General features: G+C 76.0%; 14 protein-coding genes. 6 read left to right on the top strand and 8 right to left on the bottom strand.

From position 1 onward, the window contains the following. The 4 genes from CCN35_RS16615 to CCN35_RS16600 all read right to left on the bottom strand — a co-directional run. A partial coding sequence (locus CCN35_RS16615; RefSeq protein WP_143631593.1) for a DUF5914 domain-containing protein occupies positions 1 to 679 on the bottom strand: 679 nt, incomplete at its 3' end. After that, positions 676 to 1,713, bottom strand: a complete 1,038-nt coding sequence (locus CCN35_RS16610) for a phytoene/squalene synthase family protein (protein ID WP_086793305.1) — start codon at positions 1,711 to 1,713, stop codon at positions 676 to 678. The genes CCN35_RS16610 and CCN35_RS16615, both read right to left, overlap by 4 nt. Then, positions 1,710 to 3,251 (bottom strand): phytoene desaturase family protein, encoded by a 1,542-nt coding sequence (gene crtI, locus CCN35_RS16605; RefSeq protein ID WP_086793309.1) that lies wholly within the window; start codon positions 3,249 to 3,251, stop codon positions 1,710 to 1,712. Before crtI ends, CCN35_RS16610 begins: the two co-directional genes overlap by 4 nt. Continuing rightward, the gene (locus CCN35_RS16600; protein WP_086793303.1) at positions 3,248 to 4,573 is read right to left on the bottom strand and encodes a polyprenyl synthetase family protein; all 1,326 of its coding nucleotides are present in this window, start codon (positions 4,571 to 4,573) and stop codon (positions 3,248 to 3,250) included. Before CCN35_RS16600 ends, crtI begins: the two co-directional genes overlap by 4 nt. Positions 4,574 to 4,912: 339 nt before the next feature. Between CCN35_RS16600 and CCN35_RS16595 the strand changes: the two genes are divergently transcribed. The 5 genes from CCN35_RS16595 to CCN35_RS16575 all read left to right on the top strand — a co-directional run bounded on the left by CCN35_RS16595 (position 4,913) and on the right by CCN35_RS16575 (position 11,256). Next, the gene (locus CCN35_RS16595; RefSeq protein ID WP_067390873.1) at positions 4,913 to 6,157 is read left to right on the top strand and encodes a lycopene cyclase family protein; all 1,245 of its coding nucleotides are present in this window, start codon (positions 4,913 to 4,915) and stop codon (positions 6,155 to 6,157) included. Next, positions 6,154 to 6,885: a methyltransferase domain-containing protein gene (locus CCN35_RS16590; RefSeq protein ID WP_067390876.1), complete on the top strand. Its 732-nt coding sequence runs from the start codon at positions 6,154 to 6,156 to the stop codon at positions 6,883 to 6,885. The genes CCN35_RS16595 and CCN35_RS16590 overlap by 4 nt, the downstream gene beginning before the upstream one ends. Then, entirely contained in the window at positions 6,882 to 8,534 is a 1,653-nt protein-coding gene (locus tag CCN35_RS16585; RefSeq protein ID WP_086793301.1) for an FAD-dependent oxidoreductase, read from the top strand. The genes CCN35_RS16590 and CCN35_RS16585 overlap by 4 nt, the downstream gene beginning before the upstream one ends. An 803-nt stretch (positions 8,535 to 9,337) precedes the next feature. Continuing rightward, entirely contained in the window at positions 9,338 to 10,840 is a 1,503-nt protein-coding gene (locus CCN35_RS16580) for an MFS transporter (protein ID WP_067390879.1), read from the top strand. 242 nt (positions 10,841 to 11,082) lie between these two features. After that, entirely contained in the window at positions 11,083 to 11,256 is a 174-nt protein-coding gene (locus tag CCN35_RS16575; protein WP_067390882.1) for a CsbD family protein, read from the top strand. 103 nt (positions 11,257 to 11,359) lie between these two features. Here the strand turns inward: CCN35_RS16575 and CCN35_RS16570 are convergent, their stop codons facing one another. Together CCN35_RS16570 and CCN35_RS16565 are read right to left on the bottom strand one after the other, a co-directional pair. Beyond that, complete coding sequence (locus CCN35_RS16570; RefSeq protein ID WP_236560564.1) at positions 11,360 to 11,893, bottom strand: hypothetical protein; 534 nt, start codon at positions 11,891 to 11,893, stop codon at positions 11,360 to 11,362. Positions 11,894 to 11,979: 86 nt separating this feature from the next. Beyond that, a complete protein-coding gene (locus tag CCN35_RS16565) occupies positions 11,980 to 12,522 on the bottom strand; it encodes a DoxX family membrane protein (RefSeq protein WP_067390885.1) in 543 nt (180 codons plus the stop codon). 322 nt (positions 12,523 to 12,844) lie between these two features. On the opposite strand from CCN35_RS16565, the gene CCN35_RS16560 reads away from it, so the two are divergent. After that, positions 12,845 to 14,086 (top strand): PP2C family protein-serine/threonine phosphatase, encoded by a 1,242-nt coding sequence (locus CCN35_RS16560; RefSeq protein ID WP_079129604.1) that lies wholly within the window; start codon positions 12,845 to 12,847, stop codon positions 14,084 to 14,086. 102 nt (positions 14,087 to 14,188) lie between these two features. Here CCN35_RS16560 and CCN35_RS16555 read toward each other — a convergent pair whose 3' ends face one another. After that, complete coding sequence (locus tag CCN35_RS16555) at positions 14,189 to 14,389, bottom strand: hypothetical protein (RefSeq protein ID WP_067390888.1); 201 nt, start codon at positions 14,387 to 14,389, stop codon at positions 14,189 to 14,191. 537 nt (positions 14,390 to 14,926) lie between these two features. Further along, positions 14,927 to 15,976, bottom strand: a 1,050-nt coding sequence (locus tag CCN35_RS29980) for a C40 family peptidase (protein WP_281254804.1), incomplete at its 5' end; no start/stop codon positions are given.

The following is a 15,976-nucleotide window of genomic DNA, read 5'->3' as shown; positions in this document are numbered from 1 at the left end:
CCCCGGCGCCCCTCGCCCGGCCGCCGTCCGCGGGCGCGGCTGCCCGTCCCGGCGTGCCGACGACGGTCAGATCGACGAACGAGTACGGGTGGAACCAGGCGCCGTGCCAGGGGTCCAGCCGGTTGGCGACCACGTCCTCGGGCTCGCAGACGCCGACCCCCGTGTAGACGGCCTCCACCGAGGCGGACGCGGGCGGCCGCCGGGGAACGGCCGGTGCCGGGGTGCCCGGCTCGCCGCCCACGTCGTCCAGCCGCACCCAGACGAGCACGCCGTCGTCGTGCACCGGCAGCGGCTCCCAGCCGGCGAACGGGGTGCCGTCGAGCGCGAGTCCGTGCCAGTGGCAGATCAGCGTGCCGCACCGGACCGGGCTGTCCGCCAGGGGCGCCCCCAGATGAGGGCAGATGCCCGGGCCGGCCACCAGTTTCCCCCGGGCGTCGCGCCAGACGACGACCTCCCGGCCGCCGACGGTCCGGGCCAGGGGCCGCCCACCGCCCACGTCACGGGTGGCGCCGACGACGTACCAGTTGCCCGAGGGCCGTGCCCGGGCCCGCTTCAGCATCTCGGCGATGACCGGGGGCCGGGCCTCCGGCCAGGTCGGGCGCTGGCTGTGCCAGGCGACGGGACGCCGGCGCAGCCGCAGGGGGTAACGCCCGCGGCGGGCGGGGGAGCGGGACGTCATACGACCTCCTCACACGGGGGTGCGGACGGCCCGGTGGCCGGTGGGGCCACGGGCGGCTTCGGGCGGAGGGGGACCCGCCGCGCACCGCGGCGGGACGCACGGCGCCGGGCGAGACGGGCCGCGGCCACACGGACGAGGCCGTCCGCGGCGACCGCGGCACGGCGCCGGCGGGGCACCACGGCCCGCCGCTGCACCACCGCGTACCCGGAGTCGGCGACGGCGTCGAGGATGCCCGCGTACAGCACGAAGGCGGTCCGGATGCAGGGGCGGGACACCGGGTCGAGCAGGGCGATGCCCGGTGCGGCCCGGCGGTAGACCTGCCGGGTGAGGTCCTCGAAGGCGCGCAGCGCCGCCACGACGCGCCGGTCCGGCCGGCCCCGGTCCCGGCTCCAGCGCAGCAGCTCCCGGTCGACCCCGTACGCCGCCAGCAGGTCGGCGGGCAGATAGACCCGGCCGCGGTCCAGGTCCTCGCCCACGTCCCGCAGGAAGTTGGTGAGCTGGAAGGCCACGCCGAGGGCGGCGGCGTACGGGGCCGCCTCCTCGCGGGGCACCACCGTCCCGAGGACGGGCAGCATCTGCAGCCCGATCACCGCCGCCGACCCGTGCATGTAGGCGCACAGGTCGGCGTAGGTGGCGTACTCGGTGACCTCCAGGTCGAGGCGCATCGAGTCCATGAAGTCGCCGAAGTGACGGTGGTCGATCGCGTACCGGCGGGCGGTGTCGGCCACGGCCCGCACCGTCGGCTCGCTGCTGCGGCCCTCGCGCAGCCCCGCCTCCAGCTCCTCGCGCAGCCGGGCGAGCGCCGCCGCCCGTGCGTCCACGCCCACCGCGGGGTCGAGGGAGTCGACGATGTCGTCGGCCCAGCGCGCGAATCCGTACAGGGCGTGCACCGCCGGCCGGCGCTCGGCGGTCAGCAGCCGGGTGGCAAGGAAGTAGGTCCTGCCGTGGCGGGCGTTGAGCCGGCGGCACCGGAGGTACGCCGCACGCAGCTCCGGGTCGGTGATGCCCGCGGCATCGAGCTCACGGCCGCTCATGAGCCCGCTCCCACGGCCGCCGTGCGCACGGGCCGCCGGCGCGGCGCGGTCCGGGCCGCGGCGCCGGTGATGCGGGCGGCCGCCAGCTTGCCGGACAGCAGGACGGTGGGCACACCGACACCGGGCGTGGTGCCGCACCCGGCCAGCACGGCGTTCTCCGTGCCGCGCACGAGGTTGCGCGGCCGGAAGGGACCGGTCTGCGCGAAGGTGTGGGCGACGGAGAAGGGGGTGCCCGCGGCATGCCCCTGCCGGTGCCAGTCGGCGGGCGTGACCAGGCACTGCTGCTCGATCGCGGAGGCGATGCCCGTCAGGCCCCGCCGGTCCAGCTCGGCGAGCAGCTCCTCGCGGTAGCGCGGCGCGAGCTCGTCCCACTGGGCGGCGGAGGGCCCCAGCGCCGTGTTGGGGCACGGCGCCAGGACGTAGTGCAGATGACGGCCCGGCGGAGCGAGCCCGGGATCGGTGGCCGTGGGACGTGTGATCAGCAAGGAGGGGTCGCTCATGAGCTCGCCGCTCCGGGTGAGCTCGTCGAACGTCCGCCGCCACGCCCGGCCGAACGACAGCGTGTGGTGCGCGAGGCCGGGCCAGGTGCGGTCGCACCCCGCGTGCAGGACCACGGCGGACGGCGCGTGGGTCACCGGCAGCGGACGGCGCGGCGCGCGGCCGAGCAGCCGGTAGGCGACCGGCAGGTCGGGGGTGAGGACGACGGCGTCGCACGGGATGCGCTCGTCGGCCGTCACGACCGCCGTGATCCGGTCCCCGGTGCGCTCCAGCCGGGTGACGGCCCGGCCGAACCGCAGGTCGGCGCCCGCACGGGCGGCGGCGTCCGCCATGGCCCGCGGCAGTGCGTGCATGCCGCCCCGGGGGAAGTACACCCCGGCGACGGTGTCCATGTAGGCGATCACCGCGTACGCGGCGAGCGCACGGTGCGGCGCGACCCCCGCGTACAGCGCCTGGAAGGTGAAGACCCGGCGCAGCCGCTCGTCCCGCAGGAACCGGCCGACCCGCGCGTCCAGGCGGCCGAAGCCGCCCAGGGCGGCCAGCCGGGCCAGATCGGCGCCCAGCAGCTGCAGCGGGGAGTCGAAGTTGGCGTCGATGAACCGGCGCATCTGCACCCGGTACACCTGCTCGAGCCAGCGGCGCAGCCGCCGGTACCCCGCCGCCTCCCGGCCGCCGGCGAAGCGCTCCACCTCCGCCTCCATCGCGGCCGCGTCGGTGTGCACGTCGAGCGTGCTGCCGTCGGCGAACCTCGCCCGGTACGCCGGGTGCAGAGGGACCAGCCGCACATGGTCGTCCAGACGTTCGCCGACCGCGGCGAACGCCTCCTCGGCGATGCCGGGCATGGTCAGCACGGTCGGGCCGGTGTCGATGGCGTAACCGCCCCGCACCAGCCGTCCCGCCCGCCCGCCGGGCAGCGGTTCCCGCTCGACGACGGTGACCCGGCGGCCCGCGCCCAGCAGATGCAGCGCGGCCGACAGGCCGGACAGTCCGGCGCCGACGACCACCACGTGGTCGGTGCGCCCCGGAAGGGTTCTGGTCATCGGCCGCTCACCCCGCCTCCGGCGTGCCGCGGGCCGGGTGCCGTGCCGTCGTCGCACCGCGCCGGATCCGGGCCGCCGCCCGGGTCCGTCCCGGACACCGCGCGCATCAGATCGGCCAGACGCCCCGCGGCGTACGGCTCCAGGGGGACCGCGGCCAGACGGCGCAGCCCGTGCGCGGTCAGCCGGCCGATCCTCGTCTCCACCGTGCTGCGGGCGCCGGTGGCGATCAGCACCTCCCGCACCCGGTCCAGATCCTCCTCGCCCAGGTCGGCGCGGCCGACGCAGTCGTCCAGCACCCGCAGCGCCCGGCGGTCGCCGGCAGCCTCGGCCGCGGTCCGCGCGACGGCGACCAGGTACGTGGGCTTGCCCGCGCGGATGTCCCCGCCCCCGGGCTTGCCGGTGCGCCGCGGATCGGCGAAGAGGTCGTCGAGGTCGTCCCGGAGCTGGAAGGCCGTGCCGACGCAGCGCCCCGCCGAGCACAGCGCCCGCAGGGTGGCGTCGTCCGCCCCGGCCAGCGCGGCGCCGAGCGCCATCGGCCGCTCCACCGAGTACCGGGCGCTCTTGAGGCACGCGGCGCGCAGCGCGCGGGCCGGGGAGCACAAGGACATGGCCTGGCCGTGCAGATCCAGGTACTGGCCGGCGACCATCTCCGTGCGCAGGCTCCGCCACAGGCCGCGGACCGTCCCGGCCACGGCCGGCGGCAGCGCCGTCTCGGCGACCACGTCGTCCGCCCAGACCAGGGCCAGATCCCCGGCCAGGATGGCCACGGCCGCGCCGAAGTCCCGCGCCGGGCGCGTTCCGTCCGCCGGGCCCCGGGCCGCCGCCTCCACATGCAGCGCGGGCCGTCCCCGGCGGGTCCGGGCGCCGTCCATCACGTCGTCGTGCACCAGCGCGCACGTCTGGAGCAGTTCCAGGGCCGCGCCGATCCTGAGGGCCGCCGTGACCCGGGGCCCGTCACCGCCGTCGCAGGCCCGCAGCGTCCACCACAGGAACCGGGGGCGGATCCGTTTGCCGCCGTGCCGGGTGAACCGGGACACCGGTTCGGCCAGCTCCCGCGCGAACCCCGGATCGAGGTCGCCCGCCCGGGCCACCCGTTCGGCCAGCAGCGTGTCCAGCTGCCGCTCCACGGCGCGTGCCACGTCCGCGTCGACCGTGTGCGCGTCGACCGCGTCGGCGTCGGCCGCGGGCGCGGAACAGCCGTCGAGGCCCTCGTCCGCCGGGCCGCCGCGGCACGGGGGCCGCTCGGAGAGGAGCCGGACGGAGCGATCCGGTACCGGCGGCGGATCCTCCGGCCGGTGACCCTTCGCCTGCGTGGAGTGCATGCCCATTCCTCTCGCGTGGCCGAAGCGGGTTCGTCGAAGCGGGGTACGTCTGAGTCATTCCTCGGCGGCGCCGCCGGCGGACGCGCCGAACGGGGGACAGCGCGCCGGCCGCCCGCGGCATCCGGCCGTCCGGCGCCGACACGCCGCCCGCGCCGCGTCCGTCCGGACGGCCGGAGCACCCGGGATGCTTCGAGAACGCCCGCGTCCGCGCGGGCACCGCCGGAAAACGCCGTGCACCCCTCGAAAAGCCCCGGAAAGCCGCCGGAGGGCCGGGAACCGGGGAATACCAGGAAAAACCGGGGAAAGCCGGGGAAACCGGAAGAAAGGATGCCCTCAGCCGTGCTGGAGACGGACGTCGCCATCGTCGGAGCGGGAGCCGCGGGCTGGTCCCTGGCCCACTGGCTGGCCCGGCGCCCGCCCGGGGCGCGCCCCGTGTCGGTCGTCCTCCTGGAGGCACCGCCGGGGCCGCTGCGGCCGCCGGAGCGCACATGGTGCTACTGGGAGCCGCGCACCGGCCCGTACGACGCGGCGCTCACGACGTCCTGGCGGCGGCTGCGCGTCCACGCACCCGACGGGCACGGCATCGAACGGGACATCGCACCGCTGCGCTACAAGATGCTCCGGTCGGACGACTTCGCGTCGTTCGTCGCACGCCTCCTGGCCGACGACCCGGACGTCCTGCGGCTGCAGGCCGCGGTCGAGACCGTCGAGCCGGCGGACGACGGCGCCGAGGTGCGCGCCCGCACCGCCGGCGGGCGGCCGGTCCTCGTGCGGGCACGCTGGGTGTTCGACTCGCGTCCGCCCCGGAGCCTTCCGGCGGCCCGGACGACGCTGCTGCAGCACTTCCACGGCTGGTTCGTACGCCACGACCGGCCGGTCTTCGACCCCGGGACCGTGGAGTTCATGGACTTCCGCACCCCCCAGCCGGAGCACGGCCTGTCGTTCGGCTATGTGCTGCCCACCGGCCGGCGGCACGCACTGGTGGAGTACACCGAGTTCTCCTCGCAGGTCCTCACCCGCGAGGAGTACGAGGCCGCCCTGCGGCGCTACACCGCGCACGTGCTGCGCCTCGGCCGCTTCGAGGTCACCGGCACCGAGTCCGGGGTGATCCCCATGACCGACGCCGTGTTCGCCCGGCAGAGCGGACCGTCGGTCTTCCGGATCGGCGCCGCCTCCGGAGCGACCCGCCCGTCGACCGGGTACACCTTCACCGCCGTGCAGCGCCAGACGCGCGCCGTGGCCGCCGCGCTCCACGCGGGACGGCATCCGCTGCCGCCGCCCCCGCACCGGGCCCGCGCACGCGCGATGGACGCCGTCCTGCTGCACGCCCTCGACAGCGGCCGCGTCGACGGGCCGGCCTTCTTCACCCGGCTGTTCCGGCGGGTTCCGGTACGGCGGCTGCTGTGCTTCCTCGACGGCCGGACCCGGCTGCACGAGGATCTGTCCATCGGGCTGCACACTCCCGTCCTGCCCATGCTGCGCTCCGCGCTCGAACTGCCCCGCCTGCCCCGCCGGTCCTTCCCGGCCCCCGACCGCCGTCACCCGCGTCCGTCCGACCCCGTGGAGACCGTGGAGATCCCGTGACCGTGCTGCGCGACCACGAGCTGACCGCCGCCTTCGACCGCGCCGCCCGCGGCTACGACACGCTGACGGCGGCCAATCCGGGCTATCACGCACACCTGCGGCGCTCCGCCCGCCGGCTCGGCCTCACCGGCCGGAGCGACGGACTGCGCGTCCTGGACCTGGGCTGCGGCACCGGTGCCTCGACCGCCGCGCTGGCCGCGGTGCTGCCCGGCGCCGAGATCACCGCGGTGGACGCCTCCGCGGGCATGCTCCGGCGGGCCGCCGGGAAGACCTGGCCCGCCGGGGTCGGCTTCGTGCAGGCACCGGTGGAGGACCTCGCCGGGGCGGGCGTGCGGGGCCCGTACGACGCCGTCTTCGCCGCCTATCTGTTCCGCAACGTCACCGACCCGGACCGGGTGCTCGCCACGGTGCACGACCTGCTGGCGCCGGGCGGGCGCCTTGCCGTGCACGAGTACCTCCTCGGCGGCCGCGCGGTGCACCGCCTGGTGTGGACGGCGGTGTGCGCCGGCATCGTGCTGCCGGCGGCGACGCTCCTCAGGGACGGCCCGCTCTACCGCCACCTGTGGCGCAGCGTCCTCGACTTCGACACCGCCCCGCGTTTCGCGGCCCGGGTCCGGACGGCGGGCTTCACCCGGGTGCGGGTGCTGCCCCTGCCGGGCTGGCAGACCGGCATCGCCCACACCGTCGTCGCCGAACGCGCGGGCCGGCGCACGGAGGGTGCCCGATGAGCCCCGGACGCGTCCGGGCGGCCCGCCGCGGCCGGGACCGGCGGGCTCGTGTGCTGCTGCCGGCCGCGGGAGCGCCGCGGATCACCGGGGAGCCCCCTCGCACGGCCGTCGTCGGGGGCGGCATCGCCGGGCTGGCCGCGGCGACCGCGCTGGCGGAGCGCGGGGTGCGGGTCACCCTGTACGAGCGCGAACCGGTCCTCGGCGGCCGGGTGGCGGGGTGGCCGACCACGCTGCGGGACGGCACACCGGTGACGATGAGCAGGGGATTCCACGCCTTCTTCCGGCAGTACTACAACCTGCGCGGGCTGCTGCGCCGGACCGATCCGCGTCTGGAACGCCTGAGCGGCCTGCCGGACTACCCGCTGTGGCACGCGTCCGGGATGCGGGACGGCTTCCGGCACGTTCCGCGGACCCCGCCGTGGAGCGCTCTGGGCTTCGTGGCGCGCAGCCCGTCCTTCCCGCCGCGCGAGCTGACCCGGATCCGCCCGGCCGCGGCGCTGCCGCTGCTCGACGTGCGCGTCCCCGACGTGTACGCCCGTCTCGACCACGTCAGCGCCCACGACTTCCTGGAGGCGATCCGCTTCCCCGAGGCGGCGCGCCATCTCGCGTTCGAGGTCTTCTCCCGGAGTTTCTTCGCCGATCCGCGGGAGCTCTCGGCCGCGGAGATGGTCCTGATGTTCCACATCTACTTCCTGGGCTCCTGCGAGGGACTCCTCTTCGACGTCCCGGTCGAACCGTTCCCGGCCGCCCTGTGGACGCCCCTGGCCGCCCACCTGCGGCGGCACGGCGCCGAACTGCGCACCTCGGCGCCCGTGGAGAGCGTCGTACCGGCACCGCACGGCGGCTTCACCGTGACGCTGGGCGACGGGCGGCACCACCACGACGCCGTGGTGCTCGCCCTGGACACCGCGGGGCTGCGGTCCCTCGTGGCGCGCTCCGCGGGACTCGGCGACCCCGCGTGGCGCGAGCGGATCGGCCGCCTGCGCACCGCACCGCCCTTCCTGGTCTCCCGCCTCTGGCTGGACCGCCCCGTGGCCCGCGACCGGCCGGGATTTCTGGGCACCAGCGGCTACGGCACCCTCGACAACGTCAGCGTGCTGGAACGGTGGGAGGGCGAGGCCGCCCGCTGGGCCGCGCGCACCGGCGGCTCCGTGGTCGAACTGCACGCCTACGCCCTGCCCGAGGACGCGGCCGTCGACGTCGAGCGCAAACGCCTCCTGGAGCAGCTGCACCGGGTGTACCCCGAGACACGGCGGGCGCGCGTGGTGGACGAACGGCACGAGTGGCGGGCGGACTGCCCCCTGTTCCCGGTGGGCGGACACCGTGACCGGCCCCCGGTGCGCACCGCCGACCCGCATCTCGTGCTCGCCGGCGACCTGGTCCGTACGGATCTGCCCGTGGCACTCATGGAACGGGCGGCCACCAGCGGCTTCCTGGCCGCCAACGCCCTGCTGGAGCGCTGGGGGGTGCGCGGACAGACCTTGTGGACGGTCCCGGACCGGGGGCGCAGCCGGGTGCTGCGGGCCCTGGCGCGGCTCGGCGGCCGGCCGCTCCGCGGGACGGCGGACGCACGGCGGGCCCTGCCCGGCGGACCGGACGGGCCGCATGGACCGGGGGGACCGGACGGGCCGGGCACACCCGGCGCATGACGTCCCGTGTGCGGCAGTGAGCGGCGCGGCACGGGCCGTACGGGCCGCACGGACACCACCGGGCCCGGGCCGGGAGGCCGCGGACCGGACCGCGTGGACTGCGGGGCGACCTCGGCGGTGATCCGTTTGCCGCCGGGCCCGGCCGTGGCCCTCAGCGCGCGGCTGCAGGCGTGCACCGGGAACAGCCCGTGCCCGCCCGCACGTGCGCCGTCGCGCTCGGGAATCAGCGGGAGCGCGGGCGAGGTGTCCCAGACGGTGATGTCCGGCCGGGCCCGGCCGGCGGAGAGCTCCGGCAGCAGACCGCGGGGACCCGGAGCGTGCCGTACGGCATTGCCGATCGGCTCGCTCACGACGAGCCGGGCGTCCTGTCCGGCGCGTGCGGTGACATGGACGTGGGCGGCCTCGGCCGCGCGGAGGAGGAGGGCGTGCACGGCGCGCCGGGCGTCGGCCGTAGGGGCGGCCCCGGTGCCCCGGGCGGCGCCGTGGCGCAGCGCGGCGGCAGGCCGGTTCCGCTGCCGCTCGTCCGGCGCCCGCTGCCCCAGCGGAATGATCATGGAAGTGCCCCGGGGGAGTTCTGCCGGTGTCCGCACCCCCCCCGGCACGGTCACGGTTGCCCGGCGTTCTCCGGCTGAAGCCGGGAAGACCCGGAAGATCCCTGGCGTTGAGGGGATGTCGTGCGGATCGGGCCGGCTCCGTCGGGGCGGTGCCCGGTGACCGAGGCGAGCGGGGTCCGGCGCGCGGATGCAGGACGGGGTGTGGTGCCGGGGTGCCGGGTGCCCCGGCGGCGACCGGAAGGAGCCTTCGTGAACACGGATGCACGGGCGGACGGACGCACCGGCGATCCGGCGGACGCGCCCGACCTCAGGCGCTGGAAGGCTCTGTGGGTGACGCTGACCACCGGGTTCATGAGCCTGCTGGACGTGACGATCGTGGCCGTGGCGCTGCCGTCGATGCAGCGGGACCTGAACGCCTCGGCGGCCTCCGTGCAGTGGGTGGTGTCCGGATACGCCCTGGCGTTCGCCCTCGTCCTGGTGCCGGCGGGCCGGCTGGGCGATGCCGTGGGGCGGCGCAGGATCTTCCTGTGGGCCCTGGCCGGCTTCGTGCTGTGCAGCGCCGGGGCGGGCGCCGCGCCCACGATTGCCTGGCTGGTCGTGGCCCGGATCGTCCAGGGCACCTGCGCGGGCTTCCTCGCCCCGCAGAACTCGGCGCTGATCCAGCAGATGTTCCGCGGTGCCGAACGCGGCCGGGCCTTCGGCCTGTTCGGCGCCACGGTCGGCATCTCCAGCGCACTGGGCCCGATCGTCGGCGGCCTGATCCTGGCGCTGGCGCACGGCGACCAGGGATGGCGCTGGATCTTCTACGTCAATGTGCCGGTCGGAGCGGTCGCGCTGCTGCTGGGCATCCGGCTGCTGCCACGGGTGGCCCCCGGCCGCCGGGAACGGCTCGACCTGCCGGGCACGGCCCTGCTCGGCACCGGTGTGCTGGGGCTGATGCTGCCGCTGGCGTTCGCCGAGAGCGGGGGAGTGCGCCGGCTGTGGTGGCTGTTCCCGGCGGGGGTGCTGCTGCTGGTCCTCTTCGTCCGCTGGGAGCGGCGGGTCGCCGCGCACGAGGGCCGGCCCCTGCTGGATCCGCGGCTGCTGACCGACATCCGCGGCTATGCCCCGGGCGCGGCCCTGGGCGCGCTGTACTTCGTGGGATTCAGCGGCATATGGCTGGTGTTCGCGCTGTTCTTCCAGAACGGGCTCGGGTACACGCCGCTGGAGTCCGGCCTGGCGGTGACGCCGTTCGCGATCGGTTCGGCCGGTGCCGCGGTGGTCGCGGGACGGCTGGTGGAGCGGTTCGGGCGGCTGCTGACCGTCTGGGGGCTCATGGCGGTCCTGACCGGACTGGCCGCCACGGCACTGATCCTGCGCACGGCACCGCAGGACACGGCGGCCTGGCTCGCCGCGCCCGCGCTGTTCGTGGGCGGTCTGGGCAGCGGCTGCGTCATCTCCCCGAACGTGACGATGACACTGCGCGATGTGCCGGTGCGGATGGCCGGGGCCGCGGGCGGCGCCCTGCAGACGGGACAGCGCCTGGGCGCCGCGGTGGGAACGGCGGCCCTGCCGGGCTTCTTCTACATGGTGCTCGCGGCGGACGGCACGAACTACCGCACCGCCGTGTTCCTCTCCGTCGTCTCCGCCCTCGTGGCCGTGCTGGCGGCCCTGGCGGTCGCCCTCCTCGACTGGCGCCGCGACCGGTACCGTCCCGGCCCGGACGGTGCGCGCCGGATCCGCGCCGGGCACTTCTCCGCGAGCCGCGGCTGACGGGCGGACGGATCCCGGCGCCCCGGGCCCGCCGGGCGGCGTCGTGTCCCCTCCGCCGTCGCGGACACGGCCGCCGGGCCGCCGGACGCACCGCGGCACCGGACAGCACGGCAGAGCACCGGGGCACCGGACAGCACGGCAGAGCACCGGGGCACCGAAAGCACGGGAGAGGTTTGACCACCGCCCTGCCGAGCACCCGCAGGCCGTACACCGATGTCGAATCCGGCTGGGAGTGAGTGACAGTGGCGGGTGACGAGAAGGCCAAGGCCAAGAAGGAACAGCTGAAGGGCGGGGCCAAGGAGACGATCGGCCGTGCCCTGGGCAACGAGGGCGCGACGGCCGAGGGACGGGCCGGGAAGGCCAAGGGCGACGCCCGCCAGGCCAAGGAGAAGATCAAGGACGTCTTCAAGGACTGACGGGCCGTCGATGCCGCCGGCGCCGGCGGCGACGGCTTGTGGGGCTCCGCCCGTCGGGCGGAGCCCCATCGGTGTCCTGGGGCGCCGGAGGCGGGCGGAGCCGTCAGTGCGCGAAGACCTGCCCGGCCTGAAGCCCGCGCAGGTCCTCGACGGTGCCCAGCTGCCGCCGGGCCCGCTCGAGCAGGCCGTCGAGCTGCCGCGGGTCCAGGCGGGTGTCGCGGTCGGCGAGCCCGCGAAGCGTCTCCCACAGGCACACCTTGCCCTCCACGCCGATCTGCAGCAGCTCCAGCTCCAGCAGGGAACTGAGCGGAGAGCGCCGTACCAGCGCACCGTTGCTCTTCAGCCGTCCGAGGCGTTCGGCGAGAAGTCCGGCGTACACCTTGTAGCGCCGGACCGGTATGCCCAGCCGGCGCATGATCCCCACCAGGGTCCGGCGGTCCTCGGCGATCTCGGTCGCGAGCGGGGCGATCGCATCGCCGACCTCGGAGCCCCGGCAGGTCTCGGCGAGGTGACGGGACCGCTCCGCGCCGACGGTCGCGCCGGTCAGATGGTCGTTGAGGTAGATCCCGAGCAGGTCGTGACCGGAGTGCGCGGTGAACACCGGCAGACGGGTCCGGGAACGGGCGTGATGGGACATCGCGTGTCCTCCTCGTCGACGACGCACGGCCGGATGGGACGACGGGAACGGGCCGGGCTCCAGGGCGGCCGGCCCGTTCCCCCGGGTCAGGCCGACAGTTTGCCCAGCCTGGCGCGCATTCCGCCGACCGTGACGGCCGGGCGGGCCGTGGCCTGGACGGAGCGGCGCACCAGGCGGGCCTCGCGCCGCAGTTCGCGGCCCGCGTGACGGCCGCGCCACAGCAGGGACGGCGCGGCGCCGGTGTCGTCGGCCGCGATCAGCAGGCCACCCAGCATGGACATGTTCTTCAGAAAGTGGACCTGCTGCTGGACGCGCTCGGCGGTGTCCTCCACCTCCCAGAACCGGTGGGCCGCCACAGTGGTGGGCACCAGGCTGACGGCGAGGACCAGCGCGGACAGCCGGGGAAGGCGCCCCAGCCCCAGCAGCACACCCGCGGCGACCTGGACACCGCCGTTGAGCCGTACGACCTCCTCGGTGCGCTCCGGCAGCACCGTCACGCACTCCCCGATCCGCCGTACGACGGGCTCGGCGAGCGAGGTCACCGCCTCGGGACGCCGGACGGCCTCGAGACCCCCGGCGACGAACATGGAGGCGAGCAGAGGACGACCGGCCACGCGCAGCAGACTCATGACTCTCTCCGAGGGTGAGGGTGGGTGCGGCGTTCGCCCGAGTTCCCGTGCCCGGCGAACGCAACCACGTCCCGCCTCCCGCATGCCGGCGACCGGCGCGGAAACCCGGCGGACGGTCCTCGAGGGGCGACCGGATCCGGGGCGCGCTGTCCGGCCGCGGCGGGACCGGCCGAGGGCCGGCCGCACGCACACCCCCTCACCCCGCTTCCGTGGGAATCCGCTCCGGTCCCGCCCGTCACCGCGGGTCGCTCCCCGTCGGCGCCCTCGCACAGTGCTGGGATGAGGACGGCACTGCGGCACAACGGCGGCGAAAGGGGTGAGCGTGGACGGCGAGCTGGTGACGGACCTCGAGAGCGGTGCCGCGAACCGTTTCGTACGCGCGGAGCGGGCACTCCGCGCGATCGGCACGACCCTCGACGACCGCAGGACGGCGGCCGAACTCGCCGCGTTCCTGGTCGAGGAGCTGTGCGACTCCGCGACCGTCGACCTCTACCGCTCACGGGAGGGCCACCACGGGCAGGAGAAGTCCCTGCAGCCGGTTGCCACGGCCGGCCGGCGCGCCCTCCTCGACAGCCTGGGGAAGGGGCCGCGCGAGAACGTCTCCGTCCGCGCCCTGGACGCGGGCCACCCCCTCACCGTCTCCCTCGTCCCCGGCAGGGGCGCGGGCCAGACCGCCCTCTCCGTGCCGCTGCTGACCCGGGACCGGGCGTACGGCGTCGCCCTCGCCCTGCGCGCCGGGCGCCCCTTCGACGACGACGAGACGGCGGCCGTCCACTACGCGGCCCGGCTGACCGCCGCCCACCTGCGGTACGCGGACGACCAGCGGGAGGCCGGCCCCAGGGTGTGGGACCTGCAGAAGGTGCTGCCGGCCGACCCCGGACGCCCCCACCCCGACGTGGACCTCGTCCTTCGCCACGCGCCCGGACCGGTGGGCGGCCACTGGTGCGAGACGGTACGCCTGCACTCGGGCCGCACCCTGCTGGTCGCCGGCGACGTCATGGGGCACGGCCTGGACGCGGCGATCGACATGAACGCCTACCGCTGCCTGCTGCGGTACATCGCCTCCACCGACCTCGCACCGCACGGCATCCTGCGCCGGCTGGACGCCACGATGTCCACGGAGAGCGGCCGTCGCCCGGCGACCTGCCTGCTGGCCCTGCTGGACCCCGCGCACGGCACGGCCCTGCTCGCCGGAGCGGGACACCCGCCCCCGGTCGTCGTCCACGCCGACGGCAGCACCGCCCCGGTCGCGCTGCCCGAGGGACCTCCCCTGGGCACCGGCGGCAGCGCCTACCGGGCGACTAGCCTGCCCCTCGCACCGGACGACACCCTGGTGATGTTCACCTACGGGCTGATCGGACGGCGCGGCGAGGACATCGACACCTCGCTCGGGCGCCTGGCCGCCCTGCGCGTACGCCCCGGTCAGGGCGTCGGCGGACTCCTGGACGAACTCCTGGCCGGCCTTCCGGCCGGGAGCCCGGACGACGCCCCCGACGGGCCGGGGGCCGACCGCACGGGTGACGGCAGTTCCGTGATCGCGGCCCGTCTGCTGTCCCGGCCCTGACGAGCACGGCCGGGCCCCTCCCCGGCAGCGAGCGCCTGGGGAGGCGAACGGGGAACCCGCGCGGAACTCCGCACGGCGGGGGACGACCGCCGGCACCCGGCGTCAGACCAGTACCGCCAGGAGCGCGGCCGTCACGGTGAGCGCCGCCAGGCACAGCATGAACAGATGTGCGCGTTCCCCCCAGGTCGGCCGGGTGCCGTCGTGGGGCCGGTGACGGCCGCCGCCGTGCGGGGCGGCGGGGCCGCGGACCGGGCCGAGCAGCGAGCGGCACCTGGGGCAGTCGCTGTCCTCCCACGCTTCCATGCCGCGCTCAACGACGCGCCCGGGGCCGGGCAACGCCCAGGCACGCCATCGTGATGCCGCTGTCACCGGGTCGTGAGCGAGCGGTGCCCCGGGCGGACGCGGGCTCACGGGCACGGCGCCGGCAGGCGGCCCGACGCTCCTGTCCGTTCCTCCCCGCCGGTCTCACAGGAGCGGGAGCCCACGGGGCACGGGCACCGCGGGCACCCTGGACGGCGGTCCGGCCGGCGCTTCCCACGGCACCCCGCCGGACCCGACGCCCCATGACCGCAGCAGCGGTGCGCCGGGTCCGCGCCCGGGAGTCCCCGGCCGCGGACGACGAAGGCGGGCGGACGACGGGAGGTCACTGGGCCCGCTGGAAGGTTCCACGGCCCCGGAAGAGCTGTTCATGCCCCGAGCAAACGGCGCGCGCCCCCGCGCACGCGCCATACTCCAGCGCCTCACCGCATCGAGTGAGAACACCCCTCGAACGGAGGCCTCCGTTCATGCGACTCGTGCGACAAGCCGCCCGACGCCCGACGAGGGGGGAACGCGAAGGGCTCAGGCGGGCCGCACCGCACTGTGGATGGCCTGAGGACCGGCGAAGAAGATCGACTCCTCGCGTATCGACGCGCCCGGGCTCGGGGCGTGGACCATCTTGCTGTCCCCGGCGTAGAGACCGACGTGGTTGACCTCCTTGTAGAAGAAGATCAGATCTCCGGGCCGGAGGTCGGCGAGTTCGATCGGCGTGCCGAAGCCGGCCTGCTCGGCGGCCGTGCGGGGGAGTTCCACCCCGGCGGTCCGCCAGGCGGCCTGGATGAGGCTCGAGCAGTCGTACGAGTCCGGCCCGGTCGCCCCCCATACGCACGGCTTGCCGATCTGCGCACGGGCGAACTCGAGCGCCTTGGCGCCCTTCCGCTCGTAGGAGCTCGAGGCCGATGCCTCGGCGGCACCGGGAGAGCCGGCCCCGGTGTCCCCGGCCGCTCCCTGGCCGGCGGCCTGACTGGCGTCGAAGAGCGAGTTCCCGTCCAGGGGCGGGGTGGTGTCGAACATCCCGGTGGAGCGCTGCTGCCACTGCGCCGCTTCCTGCTGAGCGACCTGCTGGGACAGCAGTTCACGGGCCTGGGTGACCTTGGTCTGCCACTGGCCCTTGGCCGCCCTCTGCACCGGCTGCCGGCGGCCGGCCACCGAGGCGCGCGGTGCGCCGGGAGCCTGCGGCTGCGCCCCGGTCGCGGGAGTGGGCGTCATCGCGGCCCCGGCCGCAGACGGAGGCGTCATCGCGGCCCCGACGGCGGGAACGGGCCCCGTGGGCCCGGCGGGCGGCGGCGCGACCGGCCCGGTGGGCAGGACGTTCATGGAGCCGGTGGACTGGGGGTTCGCGGTGCCGGTGGTGAGGGCGTCCGTGGCTCCGGCGGGCGGGGGCTGCATGGAGCGGCTGGTGAGGGCCTGCATGGAGCCGGTGGACCGGGGATCGGCGGCTCCGGCGGACAGGGCGTCCATGGAGCCGGTGGAGGGGGGCTGCATGGACCGGCTGGTGAGCGCCTCCATGGAGCCGGTGGACTGGGGGTTCGCGGTGCCTGTGCTGAGGGCGTCCGCGGCTCCGGCGGGCGG

The sequence above is a fragment of the Streptomyces thermovulgaris genome (assembly GCF_002155915.1).
Lineage (GTDB): Bacteria > Actinomycetota > Actinomycetes > Streptomycetales > Streptomycetaceae > Streptomyces > Streptomyces thermovulgaris.
This window is presented reverse-complemented; position numbering and strand designations above follow the sequence as displayed.